General features: G+C 38.9%; 11 protein-coding genes. 2 read left to right on the top strand and 9 right to left on the bottom strand.

The annotated features are described in order from the left end of the window. Positions 1-155: 155 nt before the first annotated feature. Positions 156-4,556 carry an S-layer homology domain-containing protein gene (locus MKY27_RS00840; RefSeq protein ID WP_339196904.1) on the bottom strand — a complete coding sequence of 1,467 codons (4,401 nt, stop codon included), beginning with the start codon at positions 4,554-4,556 and terminating at the stop codon, positions 156-158. Between the two features lie 573 nt (positions 4,557-5,129). Here MKY27_RS00840 and MKY27_RS00835 point away from each other — a divergent pair. Continuing rightward, the gene (locus tag MKY27_RS00835; protein WP_339196902.1) at positions 5,130-6,314 is read left to right on the top strand and encodes a CaiB/BaiF CoA-transferase family protein; all 1,185 of its coding nucleotides are present in this window, start codon (positions 5,130-5,132) and stop codon (positions 6,312-6,314) included. A 46-nt stretch (positions 6,315-6,360) separates the two neighbouring features. On the opposite strand, the gene MKY27_RS00830 is transcribed toward MKY27_RS00835, so the two are convergent. The 3 genes from MKY27_RS00830 to MKY27_RS00820 all read right to left on the bottom strand — a co-directional run bounded on the left by MKY27_RS00830 (position 6,361) and on the right by MKY27_RS00820 (position 9,996). Then, a complete protein-coding gene (locus MKY27_RS00830; RefSeq protein ID WP_339196901.1) occupies positions 6,361-7,803 on the bottom strand; it encodes a Fe-S-cluster redox enzyme in 1,443 nt (480 codons plus the stop codon). A gap of 198 nt (positions 7,804-8,001) precedes the next feature. Further along, positions 8,002-8,520 carry a hypothetical protein gene (locus MKY27_RS00825; protein ID WP_339196898.1) on the bottom strand — a complete coding sequence of 173 codons (519 nt, stop codon included), beginning with the start codon at positions 8,518-8,520 and terminating at the stop codon, positions 8,002-8,004. Between the two features lie 111 nt (positions 8,521-8,631). Then, a complete protein-coding gene (locus MKY27_RS00820) occupies positions 8,632-9,996 on the bottom strand; it encodes an acetamidase/formamidase family protein (RefSeq protein ID WP_339196896.1) in 1,365 nt (454 codons plus the stop codon). A gap of 182 nt (positions 9,997-10,178) precedes the next feature. Here MKY27_RS00820 and MKY27_RS00815 point away from each other — a divergent pair, with 182 nt between their 5' ends. Next, complete coding sequence (locus MKY27_RS00815; RefSeq protein WP_339196893.1) at positions 10,179-10,532, top strand: YbgA family protein; 354 nt, start codon at positions 10,179-10,181, stop codon at positions 10,530-10,532. A gap of 60 nt (positions 10,533-10,592) precedes the next feature. On the opposite strand, the gene MKY27_RS00810 is transcribed toward MKY27_RS00815, so the two are convergent. From MKY27_RS00810 to MKY27_RS00790, 5 genes are all read right to left on the bottom strand, one after another. Beyond that, positions 10,593-11,375, bottom strand: a complete 783-nt coding sequence (locus MKY27_RS00810) for an SDR family oxidoreductase (RefSeq protein ID WP_339174749.1) — start codon at positions 11,373-11,375, stop codon at positions 10,593-10,595. A gap of 204 nt (positions 11,376-11,579) precedes the next feature. Next, the gene (locus MKY27_RS00805; RefSeq protein WP_339196890.1) at positions 11,580-12,575 is read right to left on the bottom strand and encodes a nucleotide kinase; all 996 of its coding nucleotides are present in this window, start codon (positions 12,573-12,575) and stop codon (positions 11,580-11,582) included. Positions 12,576-12,743: 168 nt separating this feature from the next. Then, complete coding sequence (locus MKY27_RS00800; RefSeq protein ID WP_339196887.1) at positions 12,744-15,341, bottom strand: cation-translocating P-type ATPase; 2,598 nt, start codon at positions 15,339-15,341, stop codon at positions 12,744-12,746. A gap of 271 nt (positions 15,342-15,612) precedes the next feature. Next, on the bottom strand, positions 15,613-15,858 hold the full coding sequence (locus MKY27_RS00795; RefSeq protein WP_339196884.1) for a spore protein Tlp: 246 nt from the start codon (positions 15,856-15,858) through the stop codon (positions 15,613-15,615). 592 nt (positions 15,859-16,450) lie between these two features. Next, positions 16,451-17,782 carry an FAD-dependent oxidoreductase gene (locus MKY27_RS00790; RefSeq protein ID WP_339196881.1) on the bottom strand — a complete coding sequence of 444 codons (1,332 nt, stop codon included), beginning with the start codon at positions 17,780-17,782 and terminating at the stop codon, positions 16,451-16,453. Positions 17,783-17,879: the final 97 nt, after the last annotated feature.

Here is a 17,879-nt window from a genome sequence, read left to right as displayed (position 1 = left end):
TAAGTTGAGGGGTTCTGGAAATATGAATAATTACAAAATAAAAAACCAACCCCACATGGCTTTCGCTTTGTGGAGTTGGTTTTTACTTTTCAAGCACTTGTTGTACTACATTCCCATTTAAAGTTTAATTTTGCATATATCCAGCACAGGAAATTTTACTTAATTTTTATATAGTTATTAGAATTTTCATACAACCAAACTATATTCCCGAAATCATCTATAGTAAATGCCGCTATATGATCATCTTCTCTAAATACTGCTGTATCGTTTTCGTTTTCGGGAAGCGTTAACTCAATCACTCCAGCAATATCTTTTGCTGTTAGGGTTTTTGTTTGCACTGTTTGTATCCCCGACACTGTATATCCTCTATAAGCTGCAAAAATCTCTTCAGAAGTTACCTTTGTTTTATTTACGAGAGTTGCGTAATATAGCGTTTGGTTTATAGTTAAATCAAGGTCATTATCTCTACCTATAACAACACCAAATCCTACACCGACTTCTAGTTTTTTAGAATATTTCCTACCATTTAATATCGACGGATTAACAAGTTCTGCGCCCCAATATTCATTTTTAATCTTACCTGGCCAGTAGTACTTACCGATGACATCTAGATTAAATGCATTTTTGTCTACATAATCATATGCGTCTTCGTTATTTTCAAGCATTGTAACTCTTATCGTGTCACTAGCTGTAGAAGATACAGCAGTTGATGTTGTTATTACTAAAGTCGACTGACTACCTGTCGACGTTCCAGGGGTATAGCTCTTCACTGAAAACTGATCAGTGATATTATCTGAGCTGTTATCTGTTATTTTCATTATTTTTGATAAATCAAAACCTGGTATAATACTAGACTTGTTAAACTTACTTACATCATTTTGTCGCATAATTGACTCATTAAAAGTAATGGTAAATTCCGCTGTATTAGTTTCTAACGGATCTCCTTTACGATAAATAACTGAATTTGTAAGATATGGCTTCACACCATCCGTATAAAAATCCTTAACAATTAGTTTACCATTCGGCTCATCTGTCGATATTGGTGGAGTATCATTATCTACCTCTCTTATCGTAAAATTACCATATACATCTTCTACACCTATTAAAAATGAATATTCCATATGTGGATCTAAGTTTGTAATTTCAACTGTTGGATTACCAGCTTTAAACCCTTCTTTTTTATAAAGACCAGCCTGGTTAGCAAAACTTGTAAAGTATTGTAAACGTGTTTTATTATCAAAGGAAGTATTATTGATATTCTTAATTTCCGAACGGGTTTCTAATAAACCTTTGGTCGTATGATTAAAATAGTCTGCACCTTTAGAATCTGTATTCCATATATAGGTATTGGTATTATTTGGATCTTTTCTATACTTAGGGATTGCTGCCACATGAAGTGTACCATCCTCATCTGAATTAAATGTTATTAAAGCTGTTTCATTTTTATATCTATCTATTCCTGTTATTGGTGACTGAATAATATAATTCGAAGTCAATGGTGGCTTTGTATCAGTAATCAATGTTTTTTGATCCCAAACGGATATCTTTCCTGAACGATCCTTTAGCAAAATATAAATAGAGTAATCTTTAAATTCACTGATTCCACTTGGTCTAGAAATAGGCGGCAATGTAATTTTCCCTAATTCTGCCGGTCCGGTACCTTTAGCTAAATAATCATTTAAACTATCCGTTTGAAATTTTCCAGTTACTGTTTCAGAATCAAATTCATCAACAAAATCTCGTGGTGTAATAGTATCTTTATCATCAAAATATCCATTCTCCAATATCATATAGTAATAAGTACCAGCTTTATTGGTCGTTACGTCAATTAAAAATTTGTTGTCTGTTGGTGAAGATTCAACTTTATCAATCTTTAATTTTGGCGCTAATGCATCGGTATGGTTATATACCGCATAGTTACGTGGTGGATTTCCTCCAGGAGCTGTTAGCGCGCTTTCAAATTCATTTTCCGCCAAGTCTTTTACTCCTGGTAATACCGTTGCACGAATTGTATCTCCATTTACCAATGCTGTAACAGAAGGAATCTTAATACGAATACGTTTATCAGAATAAATTACTTCACTAGGTTTAATTTCTTTTTGACCTGTAATATTGACAATGCCGGTTCCTGATAATACATAGTTATTAACATTTTCAGCGCTTGCTTTATCTAACTCTTCACTGACTGAAATGTAAAAGTAACCTTCATTTGAATTAGATGAACTTACAGGCGTTAATTCAGTATTAATAACATACGGATAAGTCGTATCCGGTGCTTCTGTCTTCAACGTAATCTTCGGAGCAGGGTTGCGCATTTTATTTCCTGATTTATCGACCATCACCGCATATATTTCATACTCTGTATTTGGCTTAATATCACCGATTGCAGGAGTTGCACCATATTTCGTTTCAGTAATGACAACATCATCAGGTTTTGTAATTGTCCCTTTTCCCGTATAGCGTTTCATAATTTCATCGACAGTCGGATCCGGCATCGTAACGGGTGATTTTTCGCGAATATAGTAATAGTATTCGCCCGGCTCGGTAATTCCCTTAATAACAAATTGTACACGCTTACCGCCATACATCGTTTCGCCTTTATCGAGGCGGAATGTCGGTGGTCGGTTATCGATTGTCGAGAATTCCTGCTCTTCCTTCTCCGATACATTATCCGCATCATCAATGACGATTGCATAAATGACATAGTCCGTCATTGTCTCCAGACCGGATACAGTAAATTTCACAGGCTCGTCCATTACGAGTGGACCATTGCCGTTATATTTTGTACCGCCTGTTTTAATCTCGCTTATTGTCGGCGCTTTTTCATTCGCCTTTTTAATGACATAGTAGTACGTACCATCTTCATCTGCTGTTAATGTCACATCGGCTGTCGATCCGCCCGCTTCCACATCCAGCTGTGTAATAGTTGGAGACGTAACATCGGTAACAATCGTATTTTCAACCGGATCACGGTCAACCGCTTTTCCGTCTTCGTCCTCTACATATCCAATGTTCGGGTCATCCGTTTTATAATCGTCAAACACATCATTTACGGTTTTATTTTTCGGAATGATTGCCTTAGAGATATAAGCATGTGTTCCAAGATTCGTAAAGCCATTGCTCGATGTAATGTAATAAAAATCATATGTGCTGTCTGTATTCAGGTGCACATTTTTCAATGTATTTTTATACACGTATTGAATGTCATGAACCCCATAAATAGAAACATTATAGTCCGTATCAATATACATTGCTTTCGGGCTTGCATACAGCTCTATATTTGCTACATTTCCCTGAACTGTCAGGCGGTCGATATCATAGTTGGCTTTTAAAAACGTACGGTCAGCCGTTACATACAATTGACGAATATCCGCATTTTCAAAATCCACATACTTCTTAATGTTCGCCATCCGTTCAGTATACTTTTGCAGGTGCTCAGGTTTTGTCGGATCCGGCTTATCCTGTAGCGTTTCCTTATCCACAGGGTTTAGGAAATCTTCATTTTTCGGATCTGTAGGTGTTCCCCAGTCGATAAACGATGCGAAGTTTCCTATACTTGCAATGCGTACATTCTCCAATGCGCCAAGAGAACGTCGAGGTGCTTCTGCAACTTCTACACGTCCTGTAAAATTAATATTTTTAAAGCGAACATAGCTTCCATGAACGACAAGTTCTCCTGCAAACGAAGAATAGCCCCCATCAAGCGCCAATAAACGCGAAGAATTTCCGCTCGCATTGATTGTCAGCTTCGAAATATTTTGTAGGGTCTTCCCTGAATAGCTTCCTTCGATATAGGCACCTTTTAATACATTTTGATTTCCCGCATTAATAATACTGCGTAAATGGGATGCCACAGTGTACGCGACACCGTTTATGTATATTTGATTTCCTACAATATCCCCGACTACGTAGACAGGGTTGCCACGGTCTGCTTTTTCTGCACGCCAAATAAAAGTCGCCATCTGTCCGCGTGTTACGGTATTAAATGGATCAAATGAAACAGGAGTTTTTCCTTTTGTTATATTCAAATCGTAAAGTGTCTGTATAAAATATGCATTGGCATTTTTATTCGAAACATCCTTAAAACCGTGGTTAAGTTTTGTGGAAACGCCAAACTTGAAGCCAAGCGTTAATATTTTCGCCATTTGTCCGCGTGTAATCGGCTCTTTTGGCTTAAAAGTTTTATCTGAATAGCCATTAATGACACCCGCTTCTGCCAATGCAGCGATGTAACGATAGTTTGGATTATTCACCGTCACATCTTTAAAGCCGGGATTTTTTGGATTTGTTATATTAACATCAATCGTCAGTGCCAGCATTTTTGCGGCATCTTCACGAGTAATTGCTGCGTTTGGTTTAAATGTACCGTTTGAATAGCCTGTTGCAATTTTACGGTTGGCTAAATCGATAATCGGCTCATAATAATCCGCATTGGGATTTAAATCACTGAATGAATAGGCATTTGCCTGGTGAGGTATTGCGACCAGCACACCACTTGTCGCCAAAACCGTTGCGACCGCTGCCTTTGAAAGTTTTTGTGCTTTTTTCGAGTCCATGTTAGAAAATCCCTCCTTTTTGAAATGTCGTAACATGTTCAATCTAGTAAAAACTTCTATTATTTATATCGGCTAACAGTGCGCAAAACTGTATGAAATTTATGTAGTTTTTCATTTTAATTCTGGATTTCTAAATTTGGACAAAAAAAGGAACGACCCTGCTCCGACATATTGTCATAAAGCAAAACCGTTCTATAAATAAATAGCCAACCATCCATATTTTACCCTAGCTAAAAACTATCTAATCTTTAATAGGGTTTCTATACTTAGTTAATATTCACTAAAGTTATATTTTATTCCTGACTTGGACTATTTTTTTTAAAATAATAGAGAACAAGAATTCAATGTTTGTTTTTTCTATATTTCTGCACATTTTGCTTATTTTCGCACTATAATTTTCAGAGTATTTAAAATATAATAGAGTATAGAGAATTAGATAATAAGGGGACTCTTTTTCTTATATTTATATTTTTTTGAAGGTGGTAGCATATATTGCTCTTTCGGAGCTTTCGTTTGTATTAGTTCTACATTCTACTTTCAAAAGCAACTGTTCAACACATAAGGGGGATGGGTATGACGATTTTAAATGGGTTAAAGATTTTGGATTTTTCTTCTCTATTGCCTGGACCGCTTGCGTCAATGATGTTTGCGGATCTCGGGGCAGATGTGATTCATGTGGAGTCAGAACGCCGTGTTGATTTAATGCGGATTATGCCTCCCTATGATGAGGACAAGGAATCCTACTTCCATCAGCATTTAAACCGTTCAAAAAAGTCTCTGCAGCTCAATTTAAAGTCTGCGGAGAGCATCGAAATTATTAAAAAGCTTATCCAAGATTACGACATTATCATTGAAGGATTCCGTCCAGGTGTAATGAAGCGCCTCGGAATCGACTATGAAACATTGCGTGAATATAACCCGCGCCTAATTTACTGCGCAATTACCGGCTATGGACAAACCGGACCATATGCAACGCGGCCAGGTCATGATAATAACTACTTATCGATTGGCGGGGTGTTGGATCATTCCCGTTTGAAAGATAAAAAGCCTGTTGCAATGGGAATTCAAATTGCGGATATTGCCGGCGGGACAATGCATGCCGCTATCGGAATTTTAGCGGCTGCTCTACACCGTGAAAAAACTGGCGAAGGGAAATTTATCGATGTCTCGATGACCGATGCGATGTTTTCAATGAATGCTTTATATGGCACGCAATATCTTGGAAGCGGTCGTCCACCACAGCCGGAAGAGGAAATTTTAAATGGCGGAACATTTTATGATTACTATCGTACGAAAGACGGTCGTTACTTTTCTGTCGGCAGCCTGGAGCCTCAGTTCCGCAAACTGCTATGTGAAGCGCTTGGCATTCCGGAACTGATCGACAGCACATTCAATGACTCCTACTATACACAGCAACGATTTAAAGAAGCAGTTACCGATGCATTTTGTTCGAAGACATTCGATCAATGGCTTGAAATTTTCAATGAAGATTTCCATGGATGTGTGGAACCGGTTCTTACATTTGACGAAGCTTGTGAACACCCGCAAATTAAAGCGCGGAATATGCTTGTAGATGTTCAGAAACCGGATGGATCCTCACAGCGCCAAATTGGAACAGCCTTGAAAATAAGCGGTGTTGAACCGACTTACAAACATGTAGGGGCAAAAATAGGTGAACATACCGAGGAAATTTTAACTGCTTACGGCTATACTAAAGAACAAATCGAACAGCTAACAAACGATGGCGTATTACAATAAAACAAAAAGGTGAAGCATGCATCGGCATTGCTTCACCTTTTCATTATTAACATAATACAACACGGCGCTCAATAAACTGGCGCAAATATTGGAAATGATGCGGGATGAGCAAATATTTTTTATAGACCGCTAACAGTTTCTCCACTAGCACATCTTCTTCAGCCCAAAACAGTATTTTCAACAAATTGCAAATATGCTGTGATGTCATTTCAGCTATACGATAATAATCGCTGTTTTTATTCAAATAATGTTGCTGCCAGATAATGATCGATTCGCGAATGTTTTGTGGCGAACCATCAACAAATAGAGCAATATCACGTTGAACAGTTGCCTCAATCATATGCAGAATCGTTTCCGTTTCTTCTGCATGAAGGAGCTGGAATATGGCTGCACATGATGCAAGCTCATAATTTTTCAGCAGCTCTATCCCAAGCTCAAACTGTTCTTCTTTTACCACACTATTAATCAGTTCATAAAAGACATGCTCCAAGTAGTTTTTCCGGTAATCTTTCACAAGTGTATCAGGCTGCGGGTTCATGCTGCTCAACACATCCGCATATTCAACAACAAGTTCAATCGCATGATTGTTTATCCGTTCTTCCTCAATTAAATACATTCCTTGCAGTAAAATACTCCGGTAATCCCTTTTATAAACCGCTTCTTGAAACAACATATAGCCAAGCAGTGTTTGCTCTTTCGTATTTAATGCAAACGTTCCGGTTGACCAGTTTTCCAGTAATGCCTGAATACATTTTCGGAGCTTCAGCATATGGCGTCGCCCGCTCGTAAAATGCGTGCGGACATTTAACAGATGCAATTGCTTTACTTCATCCGATTTCGGATTTTCATCATCTATCTTCTGTACGAGCTTATGAATAATTGTTGCAATGCGATTTGCTGTCAGCTGACCGGCAAGCAATGCTTTAAAATGCCGCATTAATTCAACTGGTCTCGTCATATTCATTAAAGGTACTTGTAAAAACAGTGAATAAATCTTTTTCGCACCGATTATTTGCCAAAACTTTTCATCTGCACAATAAATCGGTTGAACAAAAAAATGATTGTTCACTTCATATACATAAATTTTCTTTAATTCTGTTTCTATATGAGTTACAGGGACCGGCTTTGAAAAAATATATTCAATTAGCTGATCAAATGCCACTTCACCATGGTTATGTAAAAATGAAAATAGCACTTTTCTGTTTTCGGACTCGGCAAAAAACTGTTCCATTTTTTCATTCAAAGAATTCGTCTCTTGCACTGAATCACTATTAAATAAGTCTAATCTGCCCCAATAGGTTTTAATTAACTGAAAGCAAAACTTCTCTGCACGCTCCTGTTCCAGCAAAAAATCACTGCTCTGTATAGGTGCGCCCCAAATCGCAGTCTGTTTTACAAATTGAAATTTATCTTCCAAAGCCTGCTCTAGCTTTTTCCCTGTTTGTCCGTTCGTCTGTTGAAAGAGCTGCTCATCAAATGAAAGCAACAACAAAGATCCCTCCATATTTTCCACCTTATTTCTATACAAAAATATACCAAAAAATAAATGTGGATGTAACATATTTAATTTATTTACTTTCCTTCAGTTTGATTCCACAAAAAAAGCATATCGTTTCATTTGCAGCATTTCGTATGATAGATTGCTTAAAACATACGTACTAACAATTGAAATCGATATGCATCATGGCTATTCGTTATGCAAAATAGAGGTCACGATAATTTTTGATGGTTTGGCTTGCACGGGTTTGCTTTTAGTTGCATGATCATAAAAAACAAAAAGCATCTTTCCGTCCATATCTTTCTGATCTACACGCTTTCCCGCCAAATCCACTATTTCTGTTTTTTCACTAATATGGAGTTTAAGTTTCAACTGATCACAGTAAAACACCCGGTCAAATGCACCGACACATACTTCACCTTCTTTATCATACTGGTCAAAAATAATGAGTAATGGTGTTGTATGAGGCGGAGAAATCATCGGCAACGGATTTCTGGAATCAATAAAGGCAATGATTTTCGCCTTGACCGGAATGGCAGATGCCCCAATCTGGTGCCCGTCCTTTGTCATTAAAGGCGTTTTTGATGTAATTTGGAATATGACTTTCTTATTGCCGTCTTTTTCACTAATTGCTTCAATAATACCAATACCGGACTGAACGCTAATCGAGATGACAAGAGCTTCTATCTTCTTGATCAATGGCTGCATTGCTTCATCCCCTCTACTTTTCTAGTAATTTCCTATTTCCCGAAAAATAAAGAACAAAAACTTATCTAATTAATTATGATCGTAGTGCTTCTAATAATGGTCCCGTGGCATTCAGTCATATTGACGCTTAATCGTTTTAAACAGTCTTGCTTTTTTCAAAAGTGATTTTGGCATTTGAACGGTAGCCGTCACAACACCCGGATGTCTGCCGATTTCAATACCACCTGTAATTGTTGCACGGTTTCTTACTTCTTCCACGGTCAGTTCAAATAACTTTGCCGCACGCTCCAGTGCATTTTCTGTAGCCGCATTTAAGTTAACCCCTGTTCCTACAATTGACAACGGGAAGCTCTCTTCGACTTGCTTTACCCCAAACTCTTCTGCCAGCTCTCGTGCTATACGCTTTTCTTCCTTCGTGAAAGGTTTTGCGGTATAGGGCAAATCATCAACATTCGGCAGCAAGATAGGACCGTCCAAGTTTACCTTTTTCAGTACACTTACCTGCAGCTGTACAATACCCGATACATCAGTCGTATGTCCTGCAATTTCTCCATCGCCCTGCATTGCATGCATATCCCCTACATATACACCGCCACCAGGAACCTTTACAGGACAAATGACAACAGCCCCTTCACGCACGCGGTTAATATCCATATGCCCATCTGTACGGTGGATATTCAGCTCATCTTCAGTCATTGTAAATTCATGCGGTGCCCCGATTAAAAACGTTCCGAAGTCACCAGCATTATGAGAATCCGGCATTGCTTTTGACGGTGTTGTCCCAAGCTGACCAACAAACGGACGCATTCTTGCAAGTACCCCGATCAGGTCACTCGGCGCAAATGAAGTAATTGGATTTTGAACTGAATTTTCCGGAGTTCGCATATAGTTTTTGCTGTCTTGAGCAATCCGGCGCGCAGCTTCTTTTCCGACCGTCAATCCGACATTCCCTTTTGAATTGAATGCCATTGTATAGCCGTTGGAAATTTTAAATGGGGTTGTATCCGTTCCGCAAGTCATACATTTTACAGACTCCTGACCGATTCCTTGTACAATTGTCGGCGGATGGAGTTTCCCGCAACCCGGGCATTTCACCTTAACGAAAGGATCTCCGATAAACCGCTCATTTTGCGCTTCGTCTGTTCCCGAAGAAGTCGCAATCGATGTAACTTGAATCGACTTAATTTGGATGACGATTGCGTCCCCGACTTCCGCACCTTCTACATATACGGGCTTCGTTACTTCGTGCCCTCCGCGAATCGCCGGTGTAATCATTGGGCCCCAACAACCAGGAGCTGTATTGGCAATGATTGTACCCCCATCTTTTAAAGGTCCTAACATAGGTGCATTCGGATTTAAAACACCATCTGTAAATTCATTGACGAATAGTGTTTCGGCTGCCTGAATGACCGGTTTATCCTGGTATACCGACTCCCCTGTTACATGTCCATTCACTGATGTTAGTTCATTTACCATCGGAATCCCTCTCTCCCTTTAATTTTAAGTAAATTCAGAAAATTTGAAAACTATCTTCATTATACAATTTTTCACACTATACGTTGGATTTGACCCCTTATAAAAGCAAAACTTTTATCTATCTTATATAATGTGAGCAACTAGTAGATTATGCAGAAGTAAATCGTGAGGAGGAATCTTTTATGGATCAAAAGAAAACGGAAATCCTTTGGCGTGAAGAAAAGTACAATGTAATGTTTTATAGCCAAAATCATTACAATGCTATTCGTCAGGCGATGAAAAATAAGGCTTCTTATGAAGAAATTTCAGCGCTGATCGAACAGGCATTAAGTTTAACACCGACAAAAGGCAGCATGCGCAATGCTTGCCAACATATGTGGGGGTATTTCAAGAAAGTTGCAAACGAGGAAGAGAAAAAACAGTATAAGCAATTGATCCAAACAACAGATTTCAATGAGCTATTAGCCTTTATAAGAAAATTGGCAGAGAAATACGAGGTGACGTATTTACTGGAAAGCCGGGTATTGAATCGTTGAAAAAGAAAGCGAGTTCTAAGAGGAAAAACCCCCTTAAAACTTGTTTAAGGGGATTAATATTTAATATTTATAAGACTGGCCGCCATCGATTGGGATAACGGCTGCGTTAATGAAGTCCGCTTCGTTTGATAGCAGGAATGCCACTAGATAACCGACTTCTTCCGGCTTACCAAAACGTCTCATCGGATTCGGCTTAACAAACTCCTTGCCGACTTCCTCCCAGTTATCGCCACCCATTTGGCGCAGTGAGCCTTCTACCATTGGCGTCATAATCGCACCCGGTGCTATTGCTTTAATCGATATTCCATATTGTCCGTATTCAATCGCCGAGTTACGCGTTAACCCGACAACGCCATGTTTACTAGCCGCATAGCCTGACTGGTTTCCGACGCCACGGATCCCGCCGACAGAAGCTGTATTGACAATCGAGCCGTATCCTTGCTCCTTCATTACTTTCAGCACATATTTCATACCATAGAAGACACCGTTCAAATTGACGGAGATAACTTTATGGAATTCATCAATACCGTAATCTCCAGTTAAGTTTTGCTTCCCTTCAATTCCCGCATTGTTAAAGAAACCATCAATTTTGCCGAATTTTTCAACCGTTTGATTCACAAAATTTTCAACTTCACTTTCCGTAGCTACGTTTGCTGTTACTGACAATGTTTCAGCATTAGGAGCGACTTCCAGCACTTTTTTCTTCGTTTCATCCAGGCCTGCCTGATTTAAATCTACGAGTACAAGCTTTGCGCCTTCCTTTGCAAGCTGTAATGTGGCAGCTTGTCCTAATCCCGATCCTGCACCAGTAACAATTATAACTTTTCCTTCAAAACGATTCATGAGTTGTCCTCCTTTGTAATGAAAAGCTCACCATCAGCATACAGTATTTTCTGTTTGAGTAACATTTATAGCTCTTAAAAGATTTATTATTTTGAAAATTTATAAACTATTCTAAAATAGCAATTGTTATATAGATTCTACTATAAAAAAAGGCATGGTCCCGAGATGAATTCGGACCCATGCCTATAAATTTCTTTAGCCTTATCAGAAAAGCTCAAACAGTAATGCTGTACGTCTATTGAATTCATCCAAATTGATAGCAGCATCTATCGCTTCACGAAATTTCCGCTCTTGTTCTGCGTATTTCCCCGCAAAATGTTTTGCATCGGTCATCGTTGCTTTGTATTTTTCTGTGATTGCTTCTATATTCTTTAGCTCTACTTCTGTCGGATGACAATGCTGGGCAATATCGAAAATCTCGTCACCAGGACGATTTTCATCCGGAAAATATACATGCGGTTCCGTGCTGTCAAAAATACAGAATTTCAGTTCCGGGATAATGACCATATCGATCGAATTGGAATCCAGTCCGCACCAAACGAGTTGTACATCAAACCCCCTGCTTATCGCTTCGTTGGCCAATTTCTTCATCATCGAAGACTTCCCTGTTCCCGGGTATCCTTTAATAAACAATCTCTTTTCAAGATTTTGTGTAATACTCTGTACAGTGTCCCGAGCTCCTGTTGGCGTTAATGTTCCAAGCAGACGGTGTGTAAGCTGTCCGGATTGCTCCCGATTTGTTTCACCGAATAGATTGTGCGACAACTCAGCAAACTGCTGGTTCAATCCGCTCCATTCCATCTGTTTTCTCGTTTCCACTTCCCAGTCATCATGAATATGAATAGCATTTGAAAGCTTCGCAAAACACTGGTCATAATAAGCTTGTTTCGATTCATTCACTGAAGGAAGATTTCCATTCAATGAAATATGTTGTTCATCCACACAGTCATAAAGGGAAATGACATGATCCCGTAACCCTGGCAGTACCGGTTCTATTGACGGGTTTGTCGCTTGAACAATTAAAATGTGATGAGGGGCTTGAATATAAACAGCTTCGACCGTATTTCCAAATAATGGATCATGGAAAAGCTCAATATGTGCTCCTTTTTCAAAGTAATGCGCCCCGATTTTCTGCAGTAACTCCGAAACTTTGAACCCATGCGCACCTTTTAATAAATACACAGCTTTCGCTTCATTCATTAACTCTTTATAAATGTTTTTAATCCCTTGCCCTGTCATTGCCTGGCCGAAGAAATGTTTAATTGTCGTGCTAATAATGTCATCCTTCCATAACCTTGTTAACTTTATTTTTATGTTAACCGGTTAAAAAAGTTGCCATATGCGTTTTTTGTTCATTACATTTTCTAGCTATGCCTTGGAAGATCCGAAAAACAGTTTACGGACTTGGATAATAACTAACGGCACTAACGATAATCCGTAAATCATTAAATATTGGCTATTCGTCAAATTGGCTACCTCGAATAATCCATTGATCAGTACAAAATTCAGTATTGTAAACCCGAGTAAAAAGGCAATCCAAACCGCCAAATTTGAGAAAATCCCTATTTTTAAAATAGATTCTTCCGAACGGCAATTGAATCCATGCAGCAATCTTGATAAACATAATGTCGCAAACGCCATTGTCGTGGCAACTGCTGTATCACCCGTCGATAAGCCTACCTGGAAGGCAATAACTGTGACTGCCGCAATGATTAGCCCTTCAAATCCTACCTGGGTTACGAATTTTTTATTTAACAGTGACTCATTCATATGCCGCGGTTTTTCCTTCATCAGTTTCTTGTTATGCGGTTCCAAACCAATTGCAATCGCTGGCAGGCTATCTGTCAATAAGTTGATAAACAGCAAATGGATCGGCAAAAACGGAGCCGGTAATGCAAAAAGGGTTGCATATAAAACAACGAAAATGGCCCCCGCATTTCCGGATAACAGGAATTTAATCGCGTTTTTAATATTGGCGTAAATGCTTCGCCCATTCGAAATCGATTTGACAATCGTTAAAAAATTATCGTCTGTTAAAATCATCGCTGACGCATCTTTTGCTACTTCCGTTCCTGTTTTCCCCATTGCTACGCCAATTTCAGCCTGCTTTAATGCTGGAGCGTCATTTACCCCGTCTCCTGTCATCGCTACAACATGTCCTTTTTCTTGCCATGCCTTTACAATCCGGATTTTGTGTTCCGGTGATACACGGGCATAGACAGATAAATTTTCCACCTTATTATTCAGTTCGCGGTCCGAAAGCTTTTCAATTTCCTTGCCTTCAATTGCTTCATCAGGGTTTTTTAAGATGCCCAGCTGTTTTGCGATTGCGATTGCCGTAATTTTATGGTCCCCTGTAATCATGACAGGTTTAATCCCCGCTTCAATACAGTCTGCAACTGCCTGTGCTGATTCATCGCGCGGAGGATCCATCATTGCAATCAAACCGATAAATGTTAGGCCCTGCTCGTCCTTTTCACTTATATTAGAAGAAAATACTTCTTTATACGTAACGGCAATTACCCGTAATCCGGCATTCGAAAATGCAGTATTCGCTTGATTAATCTGTTCTATCTGCTTGCTTGTTATAATCGAACTGCTGCTTGACTCAATACGGCTGATACGAGGAATAAGCTCGTCCACTGCTCCCTTTGTAATCATGACATTGCGGTTGCCCATTCTGTGAACGGTACTCATTAATTTTCTAGTGGAATCGAAAGGAATTTCTCCAACACGCGGATGAAGCCCACGTATCAATTGCTCGCTCAGTTCATACTCATGTCCTAATTTAACGAGTGCAAGTTCTGTCGGATCCCCGATCGTTTTATCCCTTAACATCATGGAATCGTTACACAGGATTGCGAAATCGATCAGCTTCTTATGATTCGGATTGCTTAGCTCGAGCTCGTTAGAAGAGAAAAACTGCTCCCCTGTATAAACTTCCTGAACAGTCATATTGTTTTGTGTCAGCGTTCCGGTTTTATCAGTACAAATAATCGATACACTTCCCAAACTTTCTACTGCAGGCAACTTACGGATAATTGCATTTTCCTTTGCCATATTTTGAGTTCCTACTGCCAGAACAATCGTTACAATTGAACTTAATGCTTCAGGAATTGCCGCCACAGCCAAAGAAACTGCAAACATAAAGGAGTCAATCAGCTCACGCCCCCGAATAATATCCAAAGCCAAAATTACGATACAAATCAGGATAATTCCGATGGCAAGACGCTTTCCGAATTTATCAAGGTTGACTTGCAAAGGGGTTTTTTTCTCTTTCGCATTATCGATCAGCTTTGCAATTTTTCCGATTTCCGTATTCATCCCGATTGAAGTAACTGCCACTGCCCCACGACCATTTGTCACAAAGCTTCCGGAGTACACCATGTTTTTTCTGTCTCCTAGTGCAAGCTCTGTTTCAATAATCGGATTGGCTACTTTATCGACCGCCAAAGATTCGCCTGTTAATGAACTTTCATTTATCTGCAAACTATGACTTTCCACTACTCGTCCATCCGCACTAATAGAATCGCCTGCTTCCAAAATGAGCAAGTCCCCGACTATTACATTTCTAGATGGTATTTCAATAATTTCTCCGTTACGTTTAACTTTTGAAACAGGGGCCGCCAGTTCCTTTAAACTGTTCAATGATTTTTCGGCCCGGACATGTTGAACCGTTCCGAGAAGGGCGTTCAATATAATGACAATTAAAATGACTACGGAACTGTCCGTATCTCCAAGGAAGATTGAAACAATAGCCGCAATAATTAAAATCAGCACCAAAAAATCCTGGAACTGCTCGAAGAAAACTTGAAAGATATTTTTCTGCTTACCTTCTTTTAATTCGTTATAGCCATACTTTTTCAAACGGCCCCGGACTTCGTAATCAGATAATCCATACTGCGTCACATCTAACTTTTTCATTACCTCTTGTACAGATGCTTGGTAAAATTCTGTCACCTTCATTTAAAACCTCCTTTAAGTCATTTGATTGGTGCAAATAACTATTTTGAGCAATCCCATTTAAAATAGAAGAACTCTCCCAAAACACTGTATGATAGTTTTAGTATGAAAATGAAAACTTCCCAATAAAAATCTGTGGAAACTTAGTTTTGTATAAAAAAGTGTGGAACAAAACGAAAAGCAGCAATTTTCCATTTAAGAAAATTGCTGCTATTCTGCATTCGGGAGTATTGATTTTCATTTCAGGACGTTTTACTTCCAAACTTTTAAAAAGCTATTTAAATGAGTCCCTTCTAGCTTTGGCTGCTTTTCTTTCTCTAATTTGTTCTTCCATTTGGGCAATGGCTGTTCTGCGACGTGCATTTTTCTCTTCAATATTTTCCAGTTCTTCAGGAAGCGCAAATTCTTTACTAATTTCAGCTTCATGTATATTTTCTTTGGTATTGTTAATCATTTTCCCTAAACTTATCGCATTTTCCGATCCTTTATTAAAAACTTCATGTCTGTCGTTTTTCATCATGATTCCTCCTTTTCGATGATAAATTTAGTTTGTTTTGCATCCCTTTATTTATTCCAAAATAATTTTTCTTTATTTCGTCACAGATGTCATATTTTTGTTATACAATTACAATAAAAAAATTTAAAAAAGCATCAAAAATACCTCCGAACCCTTGTTACGAAAGGTTTTGTCGTAAATTTTGCTATTTTACATGTTATTTACATATTCATTAAAATGACGTATTACTAATAATTATGCGCTATAGTATGGATAAGTTCAAAACAAGTAGTGAGCCTTCATCATGATTCCACCTTTGCAGAAAGACATAGCTGCTAGCATGAATGAACGCAGAACTATACATAATTAATTTGAACATATTTGACTAACACCTCTTTGCCGATTACGTCACAGCGTAATTGTATCCAAACGTTGGATATCCACCTGAGGTTTTAACTTCATTTAGCGAGTGTTTATAACACACACTTTAAACACATATAAACACTTCCTCCAGCCATCTTGCAACCTTTCATAAAGGTGGGAAGATGCTACTAAAAGAAGTTAGACACCAAAAAGCTCCAGCTATTTCCCAATAGTAGCTAGAGCTTTTGACGTTTTATTCTTTTTTCCCATATCGTTTTGGCGCCTGCATTATCGCATCCCATACGCCGCTAAATGGCGGTGCATACGCTAAATCCAAGTCCAGCAATTCCTCGAAGGTCATTTCATTGTATAGCGCTGTCGCAAATACATCAATCCGTTTATCAACACCATGTTTTCCTACTATTTGAAGACCAACAAGCTTACGGCTCTGCTGTTCGACAAGCATTCGAAGCTTCATCGGCCGGACATTCGGATAGTAGCTTGCAATATCATTTACTTCCATTTCATACACTTCTACAAGTGCATTTAAACGATCTGCCGCTTCGTTATTTAATCCTGTCATGCCGATATGCAGATCGAAAAACTTCAGAATGGATGTCCCGACAATGCCCTTGAACTTCTGATTAAAGCCGGCAATATTCAATCCGGCTACTCGCCCTTGTTTATTTGCAGTCGTACCAAGCGGTAAATAATCATTCTTTTGGTTTACACGGTTAAAATGAGATGCACAGTCTCCTGCTGCATATACATTAGCAATCGAAGTCTCCATTTTTTCATTGACGATAAGGGCTCCATTTTCCAGCTTGGCAAATCCTTGTGCAAACTGTGTATTTGGGCGTACTCCTGTCGCGACGATGACGAGGTCTGTTTTATGTACCCCACTGCTCGTCCGAACTGCCTCTACAAATTCAGTTCCTTCGTAGCCTATCGTATCTTCGTTCAGTAAAACTTCCACACCATTTTTGACTGCTTCTTCATATATAATATCAGTCAACTGCGAATTCAAAATCGACATTAATGTGCTTCCTCGTTGAATAAGACGTACATCCAGACCACGCTCCCGGACTGTTTCAACAACCTCCAGACCAATATAGCCTCCGCCGATGACCGTAACATGCTTCACGTTTTGCAACTGTTCCATCAGTTCATTCATTTGCGGAATTGTTTTTACTGTATGAATCCCTTTTAAATGATTATTTTCGATTTTCGGCATTGTTGGCGATGCTCCTGTTGCGATGAGCAATTTATCATATATAAATTCAAAAGGTTCGTTGCTGTTTACATCAATACCGCTCACTTTTTGCAGTTTTGTATCAACTGCCGTCACCTCATGGAAAATTCGTGCGTCAATTCCGTATTTCGAGCGGAATTCCTCAACATCCCTTGCAATCAATTCTTCTGTATTAGTGACTTTCCCGTTAATTACGTATGGCAATCCGCATTGGCCGTAAGAATAAACCTCTCCTTTTTCCAAAACGACAATGTGCGCAGCTTTATTATTTCGCACAATTTCCATCGCTGCGCTCATTCCTGCCGCGTCGCCGCCTATAATTACAACTTTCATATTTGATCCACTCCTCAATACATTTTTCTCTCTCATATAAAATGCTACCGAAAATTATTTCTATTAATAGCTTATCATTTCTTATTGTTTCGTAATC

Origin of the sequence: Solibacillus sp. FSL R5-0449, assembly GCF_037975215.1 — a bacterium.
Classification (GTDB): domain Bacteria; phylum Bacillota; class Bacilli; order Bacillales_A; family Planococcaceae; genus Solibacillus.
Note: the sequence above shows the minus strand (reverse complement) of the source record. Positions and strands in the feature narration are given on the sequence as shown.

Coding starts and splice junctions, on each gene's coding strand:
- MKY27_RS00840 (WP_339196904.1), bottom strand. CDS start 4,556: ATGGACTCGAAAAAAGCACAAAAACTTTCAAAGGCAGCGGTCGCAACG.
- MKY27_RS00835 (WP_339196902.1), top strand. CDS start 5,130: ATGACGATTTTAAATGGGTTAAAGATTTTGGATTTTTCTTCTCTATTG.
- MKY27_RS00825 (WP_339196898.1), bottom strand. CDS start 8,520: ATGCAGCCATTGATCAAGAAGATAGAAGCTCTTGTCATCTCGATTAGC.
- MKY27_RS00820 (WP_339196896.1), bottom strand. CDS start 9,996: ATGGTAAATGAACTAACATCAGTGAATGGACATGTAACAGGGGAGTCG.
- MKY27_RS00815 (WP_339196893.1), top strand. CDS start 10,179: ATGGATCAAAAGAAAACGGAAATCCTTTGGCGTGAAGAAAAGTACAAT.
- MKY27_RS00810 (WP_339174749.1), bottom strand. CDS start 11,375: ATGAATCGTTTTGAAGGAAAAGTTATAATTGTTACTGGTGCAGGATCG.
- MKY27_RS00805 (WP_339196890.1), bottom strand. CDS start 12,575: ATGAATGAAGCGAAAGCTGTGTATTTATTAAAAGGTGCGCATGGGTTC.
- MKY27_RS00800 (WP_339196887.1), bottom strand. CDS start 15,341: ATGAAGGTGACAGAATTTTACCAAGCATCTGTACAAGAGGTAATGAAA.
- MKY27_RS00795 (WP_339196884.1), bottom strand. CDS start 15,858: ATGATGAAAAACGACAGACATGAAGTTTTTAATAAAGGATCGGAAAAT.
- MKY27_RS00790 (WP_339196881.1), bottom strand. CDS start 17,782: ATGAAAGTTGTAATTATAGGCGGCGACGCGGCAGGAATGAGCGCAGCG.